Source organism: Stenotrophomonas sp. B1-1, from assembly GCF_010894375.1.
Lineage (GTDB): Bacteria > Pseudomonadota > Gammaproteobacteria > Xanthomonadales > Xanthomonadaceae > Stenotrophomonas.
The window spans coordinates 34,103-49,796 of the sequence record NZ_JAAIUZ010000003.1 but is presented as its reverse complement, the minus strand read 5'-3'; the positions used below and the strand labels follow the sequence as shown (position 1 = coordinate 49,796).

Annotated in this window: 15 protein-coding genes and 1 tRNA gene; 6 read left to right on the top strand and 10 right to left on the bottom strand. The window is 68.0% G+C overall.

The window, feature by feature from the left end:
* Positions 1-711: 711 nt before the first annotated feature.
* The 8 genes from ychF to G4G00_RS01950 all read right to left on the bottom strand — a co-directional run bounded on the left by ychF (position 712) and on the right by G4G00_RS01950 (position 7,704).
* Complete coding sequence (gene ychF, locus G4G00_RS01985; RefSeq protein ID WP_108752266.1) at positions 712-1,803, bottom strand: redox-regulated ATPase YchF; 1,092 nt, start codon at positions 1,801-1,803, stop codon at positions 712-714.
* A gap of 155 nt (positions 1,804-1,958) precedes the next feature.
* Positions 1,959-2,537, bottom strand: a complete 579-nt coding sequence (gene pth / locus G4G00_RS01980) for an aminoacyl-tRNA hydrolase (protein ID WP_079220740.1) — start codon at positions 2,535-2,537, stop codon at positions 1,959-1,961.
* A gap of 48 nt (positions 2,538-2,585) precedes the next feature.
* On the bottom strand, positions 2,586-3,203 hold the full coding sequence (locus tag G4G00_RS01975) for a 50S ribosomal protein L25/general stress protein Ctc (protein ID WP_108752265.1): 618 nt from the start codon (positions 3,201-3,203) through the stop codon (positions 2,586-2,588).
* 110 nt (positions 3,204-3,313) lie between these two features.
* The gene (locus G4G00_RS01970) at positions 3,314-4,273 is read right to left on the bottom strand and encodes a ribose-phosphate diphosphokinase (protein WP_108751479.1); all 960 of its coding nucleotides are present in this window, start codon (positions 4,271-4,273) and stop codon (positions 3,314-3,316) included.
* Between the two features lie 138 nt (positions 4,274-4,411).
* Positions 4,412-4,488: transfer RNA gene (locus G4G00_RS01965), tRNA-Gln, on the bottom strand.
* A gap of 11 nt (positions 4,489-4,499) precedes the next feature.
* Positions 4,500-5,369, bottom strand: a complete 870-nt coding sequence (gene ispE / locus G4G00_RS01960) for a 4-(cytidine 5'-diphospho)-2-C-methyl-D-erythritol kinase (RefSeq protein WP_164270956.1) — start codon at positions 5,367-5,369, stop codon at positions 4,500-4,502.
* Positions 5,366-6,022, bottom strand: a complete 657-nt coding sequence (gene lolB, locus G4G00_RS01955; protein WP_164270955.1) for a lipoprotein insertase outer membrane protein LolB — start codon at positions 6,020-6,022, stop codon at positions 5,366-5,368. Before lolB ends, ispE begins: the two co-directional genes overlap by 4 nt.
* Positions 6,019-7,704 (bottom strand): tetratricopeptide repeat protein, encoded by a 1,686-nt coding sequence (locus G4G00_RS01950; protein ID WP_199911411.1) that lies wholly within the window; start codon positions 7,702-7,704, stop codon positions 6,019-6,021. Before G4G00_RS01950 ends, lolB begins: the two co-directional genes overlap by 4 nt.
* A 63-nt stretch (positions 7,705-7,767) precedes the next feature.
* On the opposite strand from G4G00_RS01950, the gene hemA reads away from it, so the two are divergent.
* The 4 genes from hemA to ppk2 all read left to right on the top strand — a co-directional run bounded on the left by hemA (position 7,768) and on the right by ppk2 (position 12,757).
* Positions 7,768-9,051, top strand: a complete 1,284-nt coding sequence (hemA, locus tag G4G00_RS01945) for a glutamyl-tRNA reductase (protein WP_108748631.1) — start codon at positions 7,768-7,770, stop codon at positions 9,049-9,051.
* The gene (gene prfA, locus G4G00_RS01940; RefSeq protein ID WP_108752261.1) at positions 9,029-10,111 is read left to right on the top strand and encodes a peptide chain release factor 1; all 1,083 of its coding nucleotides are present in this window, start codon (positions 9,029-9,031) and stop codon (positions 10,109-10,111) included. Before hemA ends, prfA begins: the two co-directional genes overlap by 23 nt.
* A 5-nt stretch (positions 10,112-10,116) precedes the next feature.
* Positions 10,117-11,820, top strand: a complete 1,704-nt coding sequence (locus tag G4G00_RS01935) for a tetratricopeptide repeat protein (protein ID WP_164270954.1) — start codon at positions 10,117-10,119, stop codon at positions 11,818-11,820.
* Positions 11,821-11,971: 151 nt separating this feature from the next.
* On the top strand, positions 11,972-12,757 hold the full coding sequence (gene ppk2 / locus G4G00_RS01930) for a polyphosphate kinase 2 (RefSeq protein ID WP_108752259.1): 786 nt from the start codon (positions 11,972-11,974) through the stop codon (positions 12,755-12,757).
* 60 nt (positions 12,758-12,817) lie between these two features.
* On the opposite strand, the gene G4G00_RS01925 is transcribed toward ppk2, so the two are convergent.
* Complete coding sequence (locus tag G4G00_RS01925) at positions 12,818-13,381, bottom strand: TlpA disulfide reductase family protein (protein WP_164270953.1); 564 nt, start codon at positions 13,379-13,381, stop codon at positions 12,818-12,820.
* Positions 13,378-14,652 (bottom strand): YihY family inner membrane protein, encoded by a 1,275-nt coding sequence (locus tag G4G00_RS01920; protein ID WP_108752257.1) that lies wholly within the window; start codon positions 14,650-14,652, stop codon positions 13,378-13,380. Before G4G00_RS01920 ends, G4G00_RS01925 begins: the two co-directional genes overlap by 4 nt.
* Before the next feature lie 77 nt (positions 14,653-14,729).
* Here G4G00_RS01920 and wrbA point away from each other — a divergent pair, with 77 nt between their 5' ends.
* Both wrbA and G4G00_RS01910 read left to right on the top strand, forming a co-directional pair.
* Positions 14,730-15,323 carry an NAD(P)H:quinone oxidoreductase gene (wrbA, locus tag G4G00_RS01915; RefSeq protein ID WP_108752256.1) on the top strand — a complete coding sequence of 198 codons (594 nt, stop codon included), beginning with the start codon at positions 14,730-14,732 and terminating at the stop codon, positions 15,321-15,323.
* Positions 15,320-15,655, top strand: coding sequence for a DUF2069 domain-containing protein (locus G4G00_RS01910; protein ID WP_108752255.1), 336 nt, complete (start codon positions 15,320-15,322; stop codon positions 15,653-15,655). The genes wrbA and G4G00_RS01910 overlap by 4 nt, the downstream gene beginning before the upstream one ends.
* Positions 15,656-15,694: the final 39 nt, after the last annotated feature.

Sequence of the window (15,694 nt, the reverse complement as noted above, 5' to 3'; positions counted from 1 at the left end):
AACCGGGCTTTGGTAGATGCCCACCTTGGTGGGCATGGACCTGCCGCGCGCCCACCAAGGTGGGCGACTACCAGAGCACAGGATGCGAGGGGAACCGGGCTTTGGTAGATGCCCACCTTGGTGGGCATGGGCCTGCCGCGCGCCCACCAAGGTGGGCGACTACCAGAGCACAGGATGCGAGGGGAACCGGGCTCTGGTAGATGCCCACCTTGGTGGGCATGGACCTGCCGCGCGCCCACCAAGGTGGGCGACTACCAGGGCGCGCCGCCAGGGTTTTCCACACCACGCGTGGAAAGCGATGGGAACTTGGTGTGGACAAGTGGGTGCGAGCATTGCCGTACAAGCGTTTTCAGGGGTGGCTGTTTTTTGTCCACATCCAGGATTGTTTTCCACACGGCACGTGGAGAGCGATGGGAACTTGGTGTGGACAAGTGGGTGCGAGCGTTGCGGCGCAGGCGCTTCGGGGCGTGGTGAAAATTTATCCACCACGCGCTGTGCCAACCAAGGTTGGCACCTACCTGGCGGGCACCCCATGGTTTTCCACACCGCGCGTGGAAAGTGGTGGGGGTTTGGTGTGGACAAGTGGCTGAGAGCCACGCACGGCAAGCGTTTCAGTGCGTGGTTGTTTTTTCACCAGCCATCGCCGCGGCGCCAGAAACGCGAACGCCCCGCACAGGGCGGGGCGTTCGGGGTCGATCCGTTGCGGCAGGATCAGACGTTGAAGCGGAAGTGCAGCACGTCGCCTTCCTGCACGCGGTATTCCTTGCCTTCCAGGCGCAGGCGACCGGCTTCCTTGGCGCCGGCTTCGCCCTTGTACTTGATGAAGTCGTCATACGCGATGGTTTCGGCGCGGATGAAGCCCTTCTCGAAGTCGGTGTGGATGACGGCGGCAGCCTGCGGGGCGGTGGCGCCCTTGCGCACGGTCCATGCGCGGACTTCCTTCACGCCAGCGGTGAAGTAGGTCTGCAGGCCCAGCAGGCTGTAGGCCGCGTTGATCACGCGGTTCAGGCCCGGCTCGCTCAGGCCCAGGTCGGCCAGGAAGGTGTCGCGGTCTTCGTCGTCGAGCTGGGACAGCTCTTCTTCGATCGCGGCCGACACCGGCACCACCTGCGCGCCTTCGGCGGCGGCGTGGGCGCGCACGGCGTCCAGGTGCGGGTTGTTCTCGAAACCGTCTTCCAGCACGTTGGCGATGTACATCACCGGCTTGAGGGTCAGCAGGAACAGGTCACGGACCAGCGCCTTCTCTTCCTCGTCCAGGCCGACCGAACGGCCGGACTTGCCGTCGGACAGGGCAGCCTGCAGCTTGGCCAGCACCGGCTTGCGCGCGGCCGCTTCCTTGTCGCCACCCTTGGCGGCGCGCTCGGCGCGGTTCAGGGCCTTCTCGACGCTGTCCAGGTCGGCCAGCGCCAGTTCGGTATCGATGGTTTCGATGTCCGAGATCGGGTCGACCTTGTTGTTGACGTGGATGACGTCGGCGTTCTCGAAGCAGCGCACCACGTGGGTGATCGCATCAACTTCGCGGATGTGGGCCAGGAACTTGTTGCCCAGGCCTTCACCGCTGGCGGCACCGGCGACCAGGCCGGCGATGTCGACGAATTCCACGGCGGTCGGAATGACCTTCTGCGGATTGATGATGCCGGCCAGTTCGCCCAGGCGCGGGTCCGGCACCGGCACGATGCCGACGTTCGGTTCGATGGTGCAGAACGGGAAGTTCGCCGCGGCGATGCCCGCCTTGGTCAGCGCGTTGAACAGGGTCGACTTGCCGACGTTGGGCAGGCCGACGATGCCGCATTTGATACCCATGGGTGACAGCTCTCTGGGGTGAAAGTGATTGGTGAAACAGCGCGCGCGCTGCTTGGCCAATCCATCTCGGTGTCGATCATTGTGTGCCAACCAAGGTTGGCACCTACCGGTCTGGTTGATTGTGTGCCAACCAAGGTTGGCACCTACCAGAAGCGCTATTTCGGGGTGTGCAGGCGCTTCATCGCTTCGTTGAAATCGCCTTGTACCGCCAGCGGCAGCACGTCGATGGCATCGTCGATGGCACGGGCAATCAGGACGTCGTCGTCTTTGCTCGGGCGACCGAGCACCCAGCCCACCACGCGATCCTTGTGGCCGGGGTGGCCGATGCCCACGCGCAGGCGGTGGAACTTGCCGTGGCCGAGCAGGCGCATGGTGTCGCGCAGGCCGTTCTGGCCGCCGTGGCCGCCGTCGAACTTCAGCCGTACCGCACCCGGCGGCAGGTCCAGCTCATCGTGGGCCAGCAGGGTTTCTTCCGGTTCGATCTTCCAGAACCGCTGTGCGGCGGTCACCGACTTGCCGCTGAGGTTCATGAAGGTGGCCGGCTTCAGCAGCCAGACCGTCTGCCCGGCGATCTCGACCTTGGCGGTCTCGCCAAACAGCTTGCTGTCCACGTTCCAGCGCGCACCGGCTTTTTCAGCCAGGGCCTCAACGAAATGAAACCCGGCATTGTGCCGGGTCCGGGCGTGTTCCGATCCGGGGTTGCCCAGACCGACGATCAGTCGCAATCCTGCCATGGTTCCTTCCAGCACGGTGCCTGCCCGAAGGCAGGCACCGCTTGGGTATTACTCGGCAGCCGGAGCTTCTTCGTCGGCCGCGTCGACCTTACCGGTCTTGGCGGTGACGATGGCGTCGTCGTGGTCCTTGCCCAGCGCCAGCGCCGGGATTTCCACGCCCTTCGGCAGCTTGATGTTGGACAGGTACACCACGTCACCGGCGTTCAGGCCGCCCAGGTCGACTTCGATCGACTCCGGCAGGTCCTTCGGCAGGCAGGTGATGGTCACTTCCTTCAGTTCGTGGGTGACCACGACGTCGGCAGCCTTGCCAGCCGGCGAGGTGTCTTCGTTGATGAAGTGCAGCGGCACCGAAGCGGTCAGGGCTTCGTTCTCGTTCACGCGCTGGAAGTCCAGGTGCATGATCAGCTGCTTGTACGGGTGGCGCTGCATGTCACGCAGCAGCACCTTCTGCACCTGGCCGTCCAGGTTCAGGTCCAGGATGGAGGCATAGAACCACTCGTTCTGCTGGGCCAGCCAGATTTCGTTGTGGTCCAGGCTGATGGCGACCGGCTCGGCGTTGCCGCCGTACACGATGGCCGGGATCACACCAGCGTGACGCAGGCGGCGGCTCGCACCCTTACGCTGCAGTTCACGCTTGGTGACCTTGATTTCATGGGTCTTCGACATTTTCGACTACTCAGGTTGTTGCCTTGCCGTGCGGCGAGGCGGTTTGAAGATGCTTCCGCGACCAGAAGCATCCGGGGCATGCCCCCGCCGTTGCCGACAGGGGCGGATTCTCAATCGACGTACAGCGAGCTGACCGACTCGCCGAAGGCGATGCGGCGCATCGTTTCGGCCAGCATTTCCGCCACGCTGAGCTGGCGGATCTTGCTGCACACGCGCGCGGCGTCCTTCAGCGGGATGGTGTCGGTCACCACCAGTTCGTCCAGCTGCGAGTTGGTGATGTTGTCCACTGCCGGGCCCGACAGCACCGCGTGGGTGCAGTACGCGGCGACCTTCAGCGCACCGCGCGCCTTCAGGGCAGCGGCAGCAGCGCACAGGGTGCCGGCGGTATCGACGATGTCATCGACCATCACGCAGGTCTTGCCTTCGACGTCACCGATGATGTTCATCACGGTGGAGACGTTGGCGCGCGGGCGGCGCTTGTCGATGATGGCCAGGTCGGCATCATCCAAGCGCTTGGCCACGGCGCGGGCGCGGACCACGCCACCCACGTCCGGCGAAACGACGATCAGGTTCTCGGTGCCGTAGGCGCGCCAGATGTCGGCCAGCAGCAGCGGGGACGCATACACGTTGTCCACCGGGATATCGAAGAAGCCCTGGATCTGGTCGGCGTGCAGGTCGACGGTCAGCACGCGATCAGCGCCAGCGGTGCTGAACATCTTCGCCGCCAGCTTGGCGGTGATCGGCACGCGCGAGGAGCGCATGCGGCGATCCTGGCGCGAGTAACCGAAGTACGGCACCACGGCGGTCACGCTGTTCACCGATGCGCGCTTGAGCGCGTCGATCAGCACCAGCAGTTCCATCAGGTTTTCCGCGCTAGGCGCGCTGGTCGGCTGGATCACGAAGACGTCCTGCTTGCGCACGTTCTCTTCGATTTCCACCTGCACTTCACCATCGGAGAAGTGCGAGACCAGTGCCTTGCCCGGGCGAACCCCCAGTTCCTTGCAGATGTTCTGCGCCAGACGTTTGTTGGCGTTGCCGGAAAATACCAGCAGGTTCGGGGACTCTTGCATCATGATTGTCTCGGGCGGGGACGAGTGGCGGGGATCCGGTAGCGGCAAGGACCGTTGGGCCCTTGCTGCTGACAACACCGCGGCTGTTTCCACGTCCCGCGCGGTCGATGCGCTGGAAGGCGCGGACACAGCCGCAATTGGCAGGGGCGGTAGGATTCGAACCTACGAATGCCAGGATCAAAACCTGGTGCCTTGGGCCTCTTGGCGACGCCCCTGCAGTGATGAATCAGTGTTGCTCGAGTGCTTCCAGCAGTGGCGAACGCATGACGCCCGCTGCCACCCTTGCCCGCAACTCCTTCGGCAATTTCGCTCGTCCCTGCTCTGCGGCAGCCTGCGAATCGAACTCGACGAAACAACCACTTCCTGACCCGGTCAAACGTGCCCGGCCTATGCGGCTCAACGCGGCAAGCACCGCCTCGACGGCAGGCTCGCGACGGCGCAGCACCGGCTCGAACACGTTTCCGACCAGAGCGCCGGAAGCGAAGTCCTCTATTTTCGCAACTGGGGTGTCGCGCGTCAAATCCGGGTCAGCAAACAGGGCCGGGGTCGGAACATGAACGCCCGGTTCGGCGATCACATACCAGGCCGCGGGCAGCGCGATCGGCTGCAGGCGCTCGCCCACCCCTTCGGCCCAGGCATTGCGGCCGCGCACGAACACCGGCACGTCGGCCCCCAGATGCAGGCCCAGTTCAGCCAGCGCATCTTCGTCCAGGCCGGCCTGCCAGAGCCGGTTCAGCACCACCAGCACGGTGGCTGCATCGGACGAGCCACCGCCGAAGCCGCCACCCGCAGGCACATGCTTTTCGACGATGATGTCCGCACCTTGGGCGATATTCGCCACACTCTTCAGCAGCCGCGCGGCGCGCACGGCCAGATCCTGGTCTTCCGCCACGCCGGCCAGGCCGTCACCCTCGCGGCGCACCTGACCGTCTTCACGCAGGCGCAGGCCGATGCGGTCGCCCCAGTCCAGCAGCCGGAACACCGTCTGCAGTTCGTGGTAGCCGTCGGCGCGGCGGCCGGTGATATGCAGGAACAGGTTCAGCTTGGCCGGGGCCGGCCACCAGGACCAGCCGTCGGCGTCAATCTGCGCAGTCATGGGGCGTCGGCGCCCCACTGGTCCACCAGCAGGCGTACCTTGGCGTCCTCGCGGCTGGCCTCGATCCGCCGCGGCAGCGCCGGGCGTCCGTCCTGCGCCGGGTACCAGTCCAGGTACTGGATCAGCCAGCCGGCCTGCTGCATGCGCCGCGGGCGGCCCTCGGCATCACGCTCCACGGCACTTTCGCCGGAACCGCGCAGCACCAGGCCACGGGTCCAGTCGGAAAGCTCACTGACCGGGATGTCCCAGCCGGTGGCATCGAGCAGCAACAGGCGCGCGTCGTCGCCTGTGCGCGGGCCGTCGCCCAGCCCTTCCAGCCGCGCCCCACCCTGCACTGCGTCGCCCTGCAGGGTCCAGCTCTGGCGGGTGACCGGCGCGCTCAGCTGCACGCGGTACTCGCTGCCCTGCTGCACCCAGTCGATGCGGCCACTGCCGCCGTTCTTGCCCTTGCTGACCGCAACCCGCCCCTGGAAGGCGTAGTCCGGCTGCGCACGCAGCGCCTGCACGCGCGCCTCTTCGGCGCGCTCGGCGGCCGGCGAAACGGTGTAGACGACTTCCGGCGCCGGGGTCTTCTGGGTGCCGACGCTGGTGCAGGCACTGACCGCCAGGGTCACCGCCGCCAGCAGCAGCGGGCGGAACGTGGAAACACTCATGGATTGAATTTCTCGCGGGCGCGCAGCAGCGCGCGGTTCTCGGGGTCCAGCTTGGCCGCTTCGTCGAAGAAGTGGCGGGCCTCGTCATGCTTGCCGAGCACCCACAGCACTTCGCCCACGTGGGCGGCGATTTCCGGGTCCTTGGCCAGGGTCCAGGCGCGGCGCAGCTGCACCAGCGCCTCTTCGTTGCGCCCCAGCCGATAGAGCACCCAGCCGTAGCTGTCGACGATGGCGGCGTTGTCCGGTTCGGCCACGCGCGCACGGTCGATCAACTCCAAGGCCTCCTGGTAACGCCCGGTACGGTCGGCCAGGGTGTAGCCCAGTGCATTCAGCGCCGGCACGTTTTCCGGCTCGGTCACCAGGATCTTGCGCAGGTCGGCCTCGGCACGGGCGATATCGTCGCGGCGTTCCCAGGCCAGGGCGCGCGCGTACAGCAGCGCGTTCTCATCCGGATAGGCGGCCAGGCCACGCGCCAGGGCATCCAGTTCACCGGGCAGATCGTCGGCGCGCTGGCGCAGTTCGGCTTCCAGCAGATAGGCATCGCGGCGCACGTCATCGTCCACCGTCGCATCGGACTGGATGGCGTGCACTTCCTGCAGGGCCAGGTCCTGGCGACCGGCCAGGCCCTGCGCGTTGGCCGCACGCAGGCGCGCCTCGCTCAGTTCTTCACCGCCGGGCACGCTGTGGTACCAGTTCACCGCCTCGGCATAACGCTGCAGGTACTCGGCGATCTTGCCCAGCAGCAGGCGCTGCGCCGGATCGGGCTTGGCCGCCTGGCGCGACAATTCGTTGTACAGATTGCCCAGCGCCGCCTTGTCGCCCTGCTTGGCCAGCAGCGATGCGCGCATGCCCCAGGTCTGCACGTCCTGCGGGCCGTATGCCAGCACGCGTTCGGCCGCGGCCGGCTGGCCCAGGCTGTCATAGGCAATGGCCACGGCGTTGCGCAGGTCTGGATCCCGGCGGGTCTGCGGCTCCACGCCCTGCAGCAGCGTCAGCGCCTGCCCGGTCTGCCCGGCCTGCTGCAACTGGCTGGCGCGCAGCAGCGCCACCCGCGGTTCCTGCGGGAAGCGGCGCACAACTTCGTCAATCATGCGCTGCGCCAGCTCCGGCTTTTCCATGCGCAGGGCCAGCCGCCCGAACTCCTGCCAGGCCTCGATCCTGGCCGGAATGGCATTGGCATCGACCAGTTCGCCCAGCACCTGCGCCGGTACCGCCGGATCGCGCCCGCCGCCGATCAGGGCGGCCAGGGCGAACTTCCAGCCCTGCTCGTCGCTGTCCTGCAGCAGTGACTGCAGTTCGCTGCGGGCCGTCTTCACGTTGCCCTGGCGCATGGCCAGGGCGGCCGCGGCGCTGCGCATCGGCAGGGAGGCCGGGGCACGCTGCTGCCACAGGGCCAGCGCCTTTGCGGCATTGGCATCCTCGTTGGCCAGCATGGCAATACGGGTGGCACGCTCGGCCAGGCCAGCGTCGCCGTCGGTCTGCTGGGCCGCCTGCAGGTACCAGCGCGCGGCCTCGGCCAGCTTGCCGGCCTGCAGGGCGAATTCGCCGGCGATCACCGGTTCCAGGGCCAGTGCTTCGGCGGCCGGGGCCCGTGTGGGGGCCTTGGCCGGCGCTGCCGACACCGCCTGGGCACAGGCCAGGGACAGCAGCAGAACACTGGGGATGCGAATCAATGCGGGCATCGTCGGCATCGGGGCCTTAAAATGTCGTCCAATGGCCAGCAGCTTATCGCAAGCAACTGAACAATGACCCTGTGGGTGCTCGGACTGAATCACCAGACCGCACCGGTGGAACTGCGCGAACGCGCAGCCTTCGCCGGTGAGGCGCTGCCGCGCGCGCTCGGTTCGCTGCGCGATACCCCGCAGATCGCCGAGGCGGTGCTGCTGTCCACCTGCAACCGCACTGAACTGTACGCGGTAGCCGATTCGGCGCAGGCGCTGGACCACTGGCTGCAGCAGCAGGCCGGCGATCTGCAGGGCTACCTGTACCAGCATGCCGACGCCGATGCCGTGCGCCATCTGTTCCGGGTCGCCACCGGGCTGGATTCCATGGTGCTGGGTGAACCACAGATCCTGGGCCAGGTGAAGGACGCCTGGTCCACCGCCCGCGATCACGGCCTGCTGGGCCAACGCCTGGACCGGTTGTTCCAGCAGACCTTCTCGGTGGCCAAGCGCGCCCGTACCGATACCCAGGTCGGCGCCAACCCGGTGTCGGTGGCCTCGGCGGCGGTACGCCTGGCGCAGAACGCGTTCGCGCGCCTGGATGAATCCACCGTGCTGCTGGTCGGCGCGGGCGAAACCATCGAACTGGCCGCCCGCCACCTGAGCGAAGGCAAGGTGAGGCGCCTGCTGATTGCCAACCGCACCCTGGCCCATGCCCAGGAACTGGCCAGCCGCCACGGCGGTGTGGCCCTGCCGCTGACCGAGCTGGAGCGCCACCTGGCCGAGGCCGACGTGGTGTTCTCGGCCACCGCCGCGCGTGAGCCGGTGATCCACCGCGCTGCCGTGGCCAATGCCCTGCGCGCGCGCCGGCACAAGCCGATGCTGCTGTTCGACCTGGCCGTGCCACGCGACATCGAAGCCGATGTCGCCACGCTGAACGACGCCTTCCTGTACACGGTGGACGATCTTGAGCGTGCGGTGGAAGACAACCGCCGCGGGCGCCGCGAGGCCGCCGCCGAGGCCGAGGCGATCATCGACCTGCAGGTATCGCGCTATGTGGAAACCCTGCAGGCCAGCGCCCACCAGGCGCCGCTGCGGCAGCTGCGCGCGTTCGGCGAAGCCACCCGCGCCGAACTACTGGAGCGTGCGCGCCAGCAGCTGGCCAACGGCAAGTCGGCCGACGAAGTCCTGGAACTGCTGGCCCATGGCCTGACCAACCGCCTGCTGCACCCGCCCACTGCGGCCCTGCGCGCGGCCGCACTCAGCGGCGATGCCGAGCTGACCCGCGCCGCGCAGCGCCTGTTCCCGGCAACGCCGGGCTACCACCATCCCCCCGTGAGACCCGATGACGCCGACCCTGCGCCGTAAGCTGGAAGCGCTGGCCGAGCGCCGCGAAGAACTGGAACGCCTGCTCGCCGAACCCGACGTGGTCGCCGACAATGCCCGTTTCCGCGATCTTTCGCGCGAATTCGCCCAACTGGAACCGATCGCCACCGCGCTGGCCGAAGAAGCCCGCGCCAAGGCCGACCTGACGGCCGCCGAGGGCATGCGCGCCGATCCGGACCTGCGCGAGCTGGCCGACGAAGAGATCGCCGCTGCCCAGGCCCGCCTGCAGGAACTGGAGCAGGAACTGGCGCTGCTGCTGGTGCCGCGCGACCCGCGCGACGACGGCAACCTGTTCCTGGAAGTGCGCGCTGGCACCGGCGGCGACGAAGCGGCAATCTTCGCCGGCGACCTGTTCCGCATGTACGCCCGCTATGCAGAGCGCCAGGGCTGGAAGGTCGAGATCGAATCGGACAGCCCCGGCGAACATGGCGGCTATAAGGAAGTGGTGGCCCGTGTGGTCGGCCGCGGTGCGTTCTCGCGCCTGAAGTTCGAATCGGGCACGCACCGCGTGCAGCGCGTGCCGGCCACCGAATCGCAGGGCCGCATCCATACCTCCGCGGCCACGGTGGCGATCATTCCCGAAGCGGACGAGGTGGATGAGATCGTCATCAACCCCGCCGACCTGAAGGTCGATACGTTCCGTTCGTCCGGTGCCGGCGGCCAGCACGTGAACAAGACCGAATCGGCCATCCGCATCACCCACGTGCCGACCGGCGTGGTGGTGGAATGCCAGACCGAGCGCAGCCAGCACGCCAACCGGGACAAGGCGATGAAGCGCCTGAAGGCACAGCTGCTGGATGCCGAACGCCAGCGCCAGGATGCCGCGCAGGCCGAATCACGCCGCTTGCAGGTGGGCAGCGGCGATCGCAGCCAGCGCATCCGCACCTACAACTTCCCGCAGGGCCGGATCACCGACCATCGCGTGGAAGGGCTGACCCTGTACGACCTGCCCAATGTGCTGGCGGGCGATCTGGACCCGCTGCTGCAGCGCCTGAGCCACGAGCACCAGGTGGACGCGCTGGCCCAGCTTTCGGCGGGCTGAGCACGGTGTCGGCCTGGCAGCAACGGCAGCAACTGCAGCAGGCGCTGGCCCGCCAGCCGGGCGATTTCGTTGCCTGGGTGATGTTGGCCGACGTGGAACTGGAAGCGGGCGACATCGCTGCCGGCGAACACGCCGCGCGGCGCGCACTGCAGCTGCGCCCCGACCACCCCGAAGCGCTGGCACGGCTGGGCCGCGTGGCCTGGATGGCCGGCGCCCATGCCGATGCAGCCACCCTGCTGCGCCAGGCATCCACGCTGGCGCCGCAGCATCCCGGCATTGCCCTGTGGCTGGGCCATGCGCTGGAAGATGCCAATGATGCCGAAGGCGCCGCCGAGGCCTATCGGCGCGCGCACACCCTGATGCCGGGCGAGCCTTACATTGCCGCCCAGCGCCTGGCTTGGCAGCGCCGCCTGTGCGATTGGCGCGATCTGGATGCGCTGGCCGCGCAGGTCCGCCGTGCGGTGGCCTCTGGCCAGGGCGTGGTTGAACCGTTTGCTTTCCTGAGCGAAGACGCCAGCGCGGCCGAACAGCTGGCCTGCGCGCGCAGCCGGGCAACGGCCGTGGCTGCCTCGGTGCGCCCCTTGCCGCCGGCGCAGGTGCGCGCGCGTGGGCCGTTGCGGGTGGGATTCCTGTCCAACGGCTTCGGCGCCCATCCGACCGGTCTGTTGACGGTGGCGCTGTTCGAGCAGCTGCGGGCCGATCCGGCGCTGCAGCTGCATCTGTTTGCCCTGAACCGCGACGATGGCAGCCGCATCCGCCAACGCCTGCAGGCGGCCACCACGCTGCATGACGTGGCCGGGCTGCGCCACGCCGAGACCGCCGCACGCATCCGCGCGCAGGGCATCGACCTGCTGTTCGACCTGCGCGGCTGGGGCGGCGGCGGCACGCCGGAAGTGCTGGCCATGCGCCCTGCCCCACTGCAGCTGAACTGGCTGGCGTATCCAGGCACGTCCGGTGCAGCGTGGCTGGATGCCGTGGTGGCCGATGGCTTCGCCCTGCCAGCTGCGCTGGAACCGCATTACAGCGAACGCGTGCTGCGCCTGCCGCGCGCGTTCCAGCCCTCGGACAACACCCGCGTTGTGGAACCGGCGCCCAGCCGCGCCGACTGCGGCCTGCCCGCACAGGGCGTGGTGTTCTGCTGCTTCAACAACAGTTACAAGCTTAATCCGCGCAGCATGGCGCGCGCCTTTGCCGTGTTGCAGGCGGTACCGGGCAGCGTGCTGTGGCTGCTGTCCGGGCCAGGCAAGGCCGATGCGCGCCTGCGCGATGCCGCACGTGCCGCGGGCGTGGACCCGTCGCGACTGGTGTTCATGGCCAAGCTCGCCCATCCCCAGTACCTGGCGCGCTACGCCCTGGCCGACCTGTTCCTGGACACCCATCCCTACAACGCACACACCACTGCATCAGATGCGTTGTGGGCCGGCTGTCCGGTGCTGACCTGTCCGGGCGACACCTTCGCCGCACGCGTGGCCGGCAGCCTGAACCATCACCTGGGTCTGCAGGCCATGAACGTGGCCGACGATGCCGCCTTCGTGGCGACCGCCAGCGCGCTGGGCAACGACCCGGCAGCCCTGACGGCACTGCGCGCGCAGCTGGCGCAGGCGCGCGAGCGCAGCGGCGTGTTCGACATGGCCGGGTTTGCGCTGGATCTGTCCGCGTTGCTGCAGGCGCTGGCGCGTGAGCACGGCTGGGTGGGCGTAGCTGGGTAGAGTCGACCGTTGGTCGACTGCCCTTCGCAGGGGCCCAGGAACAGCCCGCGCTGCGCACGATGGTCGACCAACGGTCGACTCTACCCCGGCGTCGACATCGCCTGGGCAAGTGCTGCGCTAGGCTCGGGTTTCCTTCCCGCGTGGTGCACCCATGGGCAAGCTGAAACGCAAGGACTACGACGCACTGCTGCAGCCGCTGCAGCTGGAACTGACGGCGATGGCGCGCTGGGTACAGCACACGGGGCAGCGCCTGCTGGTGCTGTTCGAGGGCCGCGATACCGCCGGCAAGGGGGGCGCGATCCAGGCGATCAGCCAGCACCTGAACCCCCGCCAGTGCCGGGTGGTGGCCCTGCCCAAGCCAACCGACCGCGAAGCCACCCAGTGGTATTTCCAGCGTTACGCCAGCCATCTTCCCGCCGCGGGCGAGATCGTGCTGATGGACCGCAGCTGGTACAACCGTGCCGGCGTGGAACGGGTGATGGGCTACTGCAGCGAGAGCGAGTACCAGCGCTTCCTGCGCCAGGCACCGGTGTTCGAACAGTTGCTGGTGGATGAAGGCATCCTGCTGTTCAAGTACTGGCTGTGCGTGGACCAGGCCCAGCAGGAAAAGCGCTTCGCCGAGCGGCACGTGGATCCGCTGAAGGGCTGGAAGCTGTCACCGGTGGATCTGAAATCGCGCAGCAAGTACAGCGCGTATACCGAGGCGCGCGAGGCGATGCTGCGGGCGACGCACCGCGAGCAGGCGCCGTGGACCCTGGTGGATTTCAACGACCAGCGGCTGGGGCGGTTGACCCTGGTGCGCAACCTGCTGGACCGGCTGCCGGACACGCGGGTGGATGCACCACTGCCGGAACTGCCGGCGCTGAAAGGCAAGCTGCACCGCGAGCACTACGACGTGCTGAAGCCGATCGAAGAGTTCCCGGTTGAGGATCGGTAGATCCACGCCGTGCGTGGATGATCCGACCCCGCCGTATCTTCAGTCGACCAACGGTCGACTCTACCGGGCTGCGGCGATCTGCTGTTCGATGTCGGCGGCGGTGACCGGGCCCAGGAAGGTGTGCGCGAGCTTGCCATCGGGGGCGATCAGGTGGGTGAGCGGCAGCCCGCGCGGAATGGCGAAATCGGCGGGCGGGTCGAAGGGATCGACCACCACAATCGGATAGGTCACCGGATGCTTGCCCAGGAACGCCTGCATCTCCGGCACTTCGATTTCTTCGTAGGCCAGGCCCACCACTTCGATGTTGTTGCGCATGGCGTGCAGCGCTGACAGCTCCGGCATTTCCTTGCGGCAGGGCGCACACCAGGTCGCCCAGAAGTTCACCACCACCCACTTGCCGCGATGGGCGGCCAGGTCGTAGTCGCTGCCGTCCACCGCCTTCATCTTCAGGGTGGGAAATTCGGCCGTGGTGCGCTCGGCCGGGGTCTCTTCGACCGGCGCCGGTGCGGCCGGGGTGGGCGCCTGCGCTGGCGGCGCGCTGCTGGCGGGCGCCGGTTCCTGTGCCGGCTTGCAGGCCGCCAGGGCCAGCAGCAGGGCCAGCAGCAACGGGGTCTTGTGCATCATGGGGTGTCTCCGGGAGCGGAATAGATATCGCTGACGCGCCGCTTCAAGCGCTCGCGCAGCGGCAGGCGAAGTTCGTCCAGCGCCGCCAGCGCGGCCTGGCCCAGACTGTCGTCGCGGTAAGGCAGGTGCTGCTCGGCCACCGGAATGCGCAGTTGGGTGCATTCGTACAGATCGGCCAGGCTGACCTGTTCCAGGTCACGCGCCAGCAGCCACTCGCCACGCTCATCGCGGCGCAGCAGGCCGATGTCCTGCAGGTTGCAGACCAGGTCCTGCAGCAGCGAGTCGGTCAGCATCGGCTCCATGCGCAGGATTTCATCGTCATCCAGCCCCTTGCCGGCGGCGCGCGCGTAATGGAAGCGGCCGAGCAGGCGCAGCAGGCCATAGAACTCGTAGCCCTGCGGCAACCGCAGTTCCACCGGCTGGTAGCGGAAGGCGGCCATGGACGAGGCCAGCGACGCGCCCAGCAGCACGGCCACCCAGCACAGGTAGATCCACAGCAGCAGGATCGGCACGAAGGCCACGGTGCCATACAGCTTCTGGTACGACTGGAAACTGCCCAGGTAGGCACCGATGCCCCACTTCACCAGCTCCAGCATCACCGCGGCCAGCACGGCGCCGGGAATCGCGTGGCGCCACTTCACCGTGTGGTGCGGCACCACGCGGTAGACCAGCATGATGCAGATGAATTCGATCAGTACCGGCGCCAGCCGGAGGCCCAGATCGGCCAGCCAGCGCCCTTCCTGGGTGCCGAACAGCGGCAGCGCCAGCACCCGCGCCGACACCGCCAGCGACGCGGCCGCCAGCATCGCGCCCAGGGTCAGCACGGTCCAGTACACCAGGAAGCGGGTGAGCTTGGGCCGGGTCGAGCCGACCCGCCAGATCTGGTTGAAGGTTTCTTCCACGCTGTTGAGCGTGATCAGCAGCGACACCACCAGGGCGATGAAGCCGGCGGCGGTAAGCTGGCCGGCACTGGCCGAGAACTGCCGCAGATAGCCTTCGGCCGCACGCGCGGCGCTGGGCACGAAGTTGGAGAACACGTAGTCGCTGAGCTGGTCGCTCCAGCGGTCGAAGACCGGGAAGGCCGACAGCACGCCGAATACGACAATTGCCAGCGGCACCAGCGCGAACACGGTGGTGTAGGCCAGCGCGGCGGCGGCCTGGAACAGGCGGTCGTCGAGAAAGCGCCGCCACAGGAAGCGGCCGAAGCTGGCGGTCCGTGCGCGATCCCGCGCGCGCTCCATCCACAGGTTGAGCGTATCCAGAGGTTCCATCGGCGCAAGGGTACCCGATGCGGAATGCGTGCAGGATAGCCATACTGGCGTCCACACGATGAGGAGACCTGGGCACGATGGGCGAAATCCTGGTGCTGTACTACAGCCGCGGCGGTTCGGTGGCACGGCTGGCGCGCCAGATCGCGCGCGGTATCGGCGAAGTGCCGGGCATGAGCGCGCGCCTGCGCACGGTGCCGCCGGTGGCCGCCGTGACCCAGACCGCGCAGCCCCCGGTGCCCGATGAAGGCGCCCCGTATGTCAGCGTGCAGGACCTGGCCGAATGCCAGGGCGTGCTGCTGGGCAGCCCCACCCGCTTCGGCAACATGGCCGCGCCGGTCAAGCATTTCCTGGATGGGCTGGGCGCCGAATGGGTGAACGGCACGCTGGCCGGCAAGCCGGCGGGGGTGTTTACCTCCACCGCGTCGATGCACGGCGGCCAGGAATCGACCCTGCTGTCGATGCAACTGCCGCTGCTGCACCACGGCTGCCTGATCGTGGGCATCCCCTTCACCGAGCCGGCGCTGAGCCACACCACCAGTGGCGGTACGCCCTACGGTGCCAGCCACGTGGCCGGCGCCGCCGATGACCCGCAGCCCAGCGAAGATGAAGCCCTGCTGGCGCGGGCGCTGGGCCGGCGCGTGGCCGATATCGCGCAGCGCCTGGCCCGATGAACCGCGCGCCCCATACCGTGCTGCTGCTGGCGCTGCTGGGCCTGGCCGCGCTGTTCGTGGGCTGGTTCATCAATGACAAGCACTGGCTGGCGACCCAGCTGGTGTTCACCGCACCACCGCTGGCGTTGGCCATCGCCCTGCGCCTGGGCTGGCGCAAGGCCGGCTTCTGGGCCTCGGTGCTGGCGCTGGGCTGGTTCAGCCACGGCGTGATGAGCGCCTGGAGCCACCCGCAGACCCGCGCGCTGGCCCTGATCGAAGTGGCGCTGGCGCTGCTGGTGATCTTCTCCGCCAGCCTGCCCGGCCTGCGGGCCCGCTTCAGCAAGCGGCGCTGACGCTGCGCCCGCCGGGCCGTATCATCTGTGTTCCCGGCC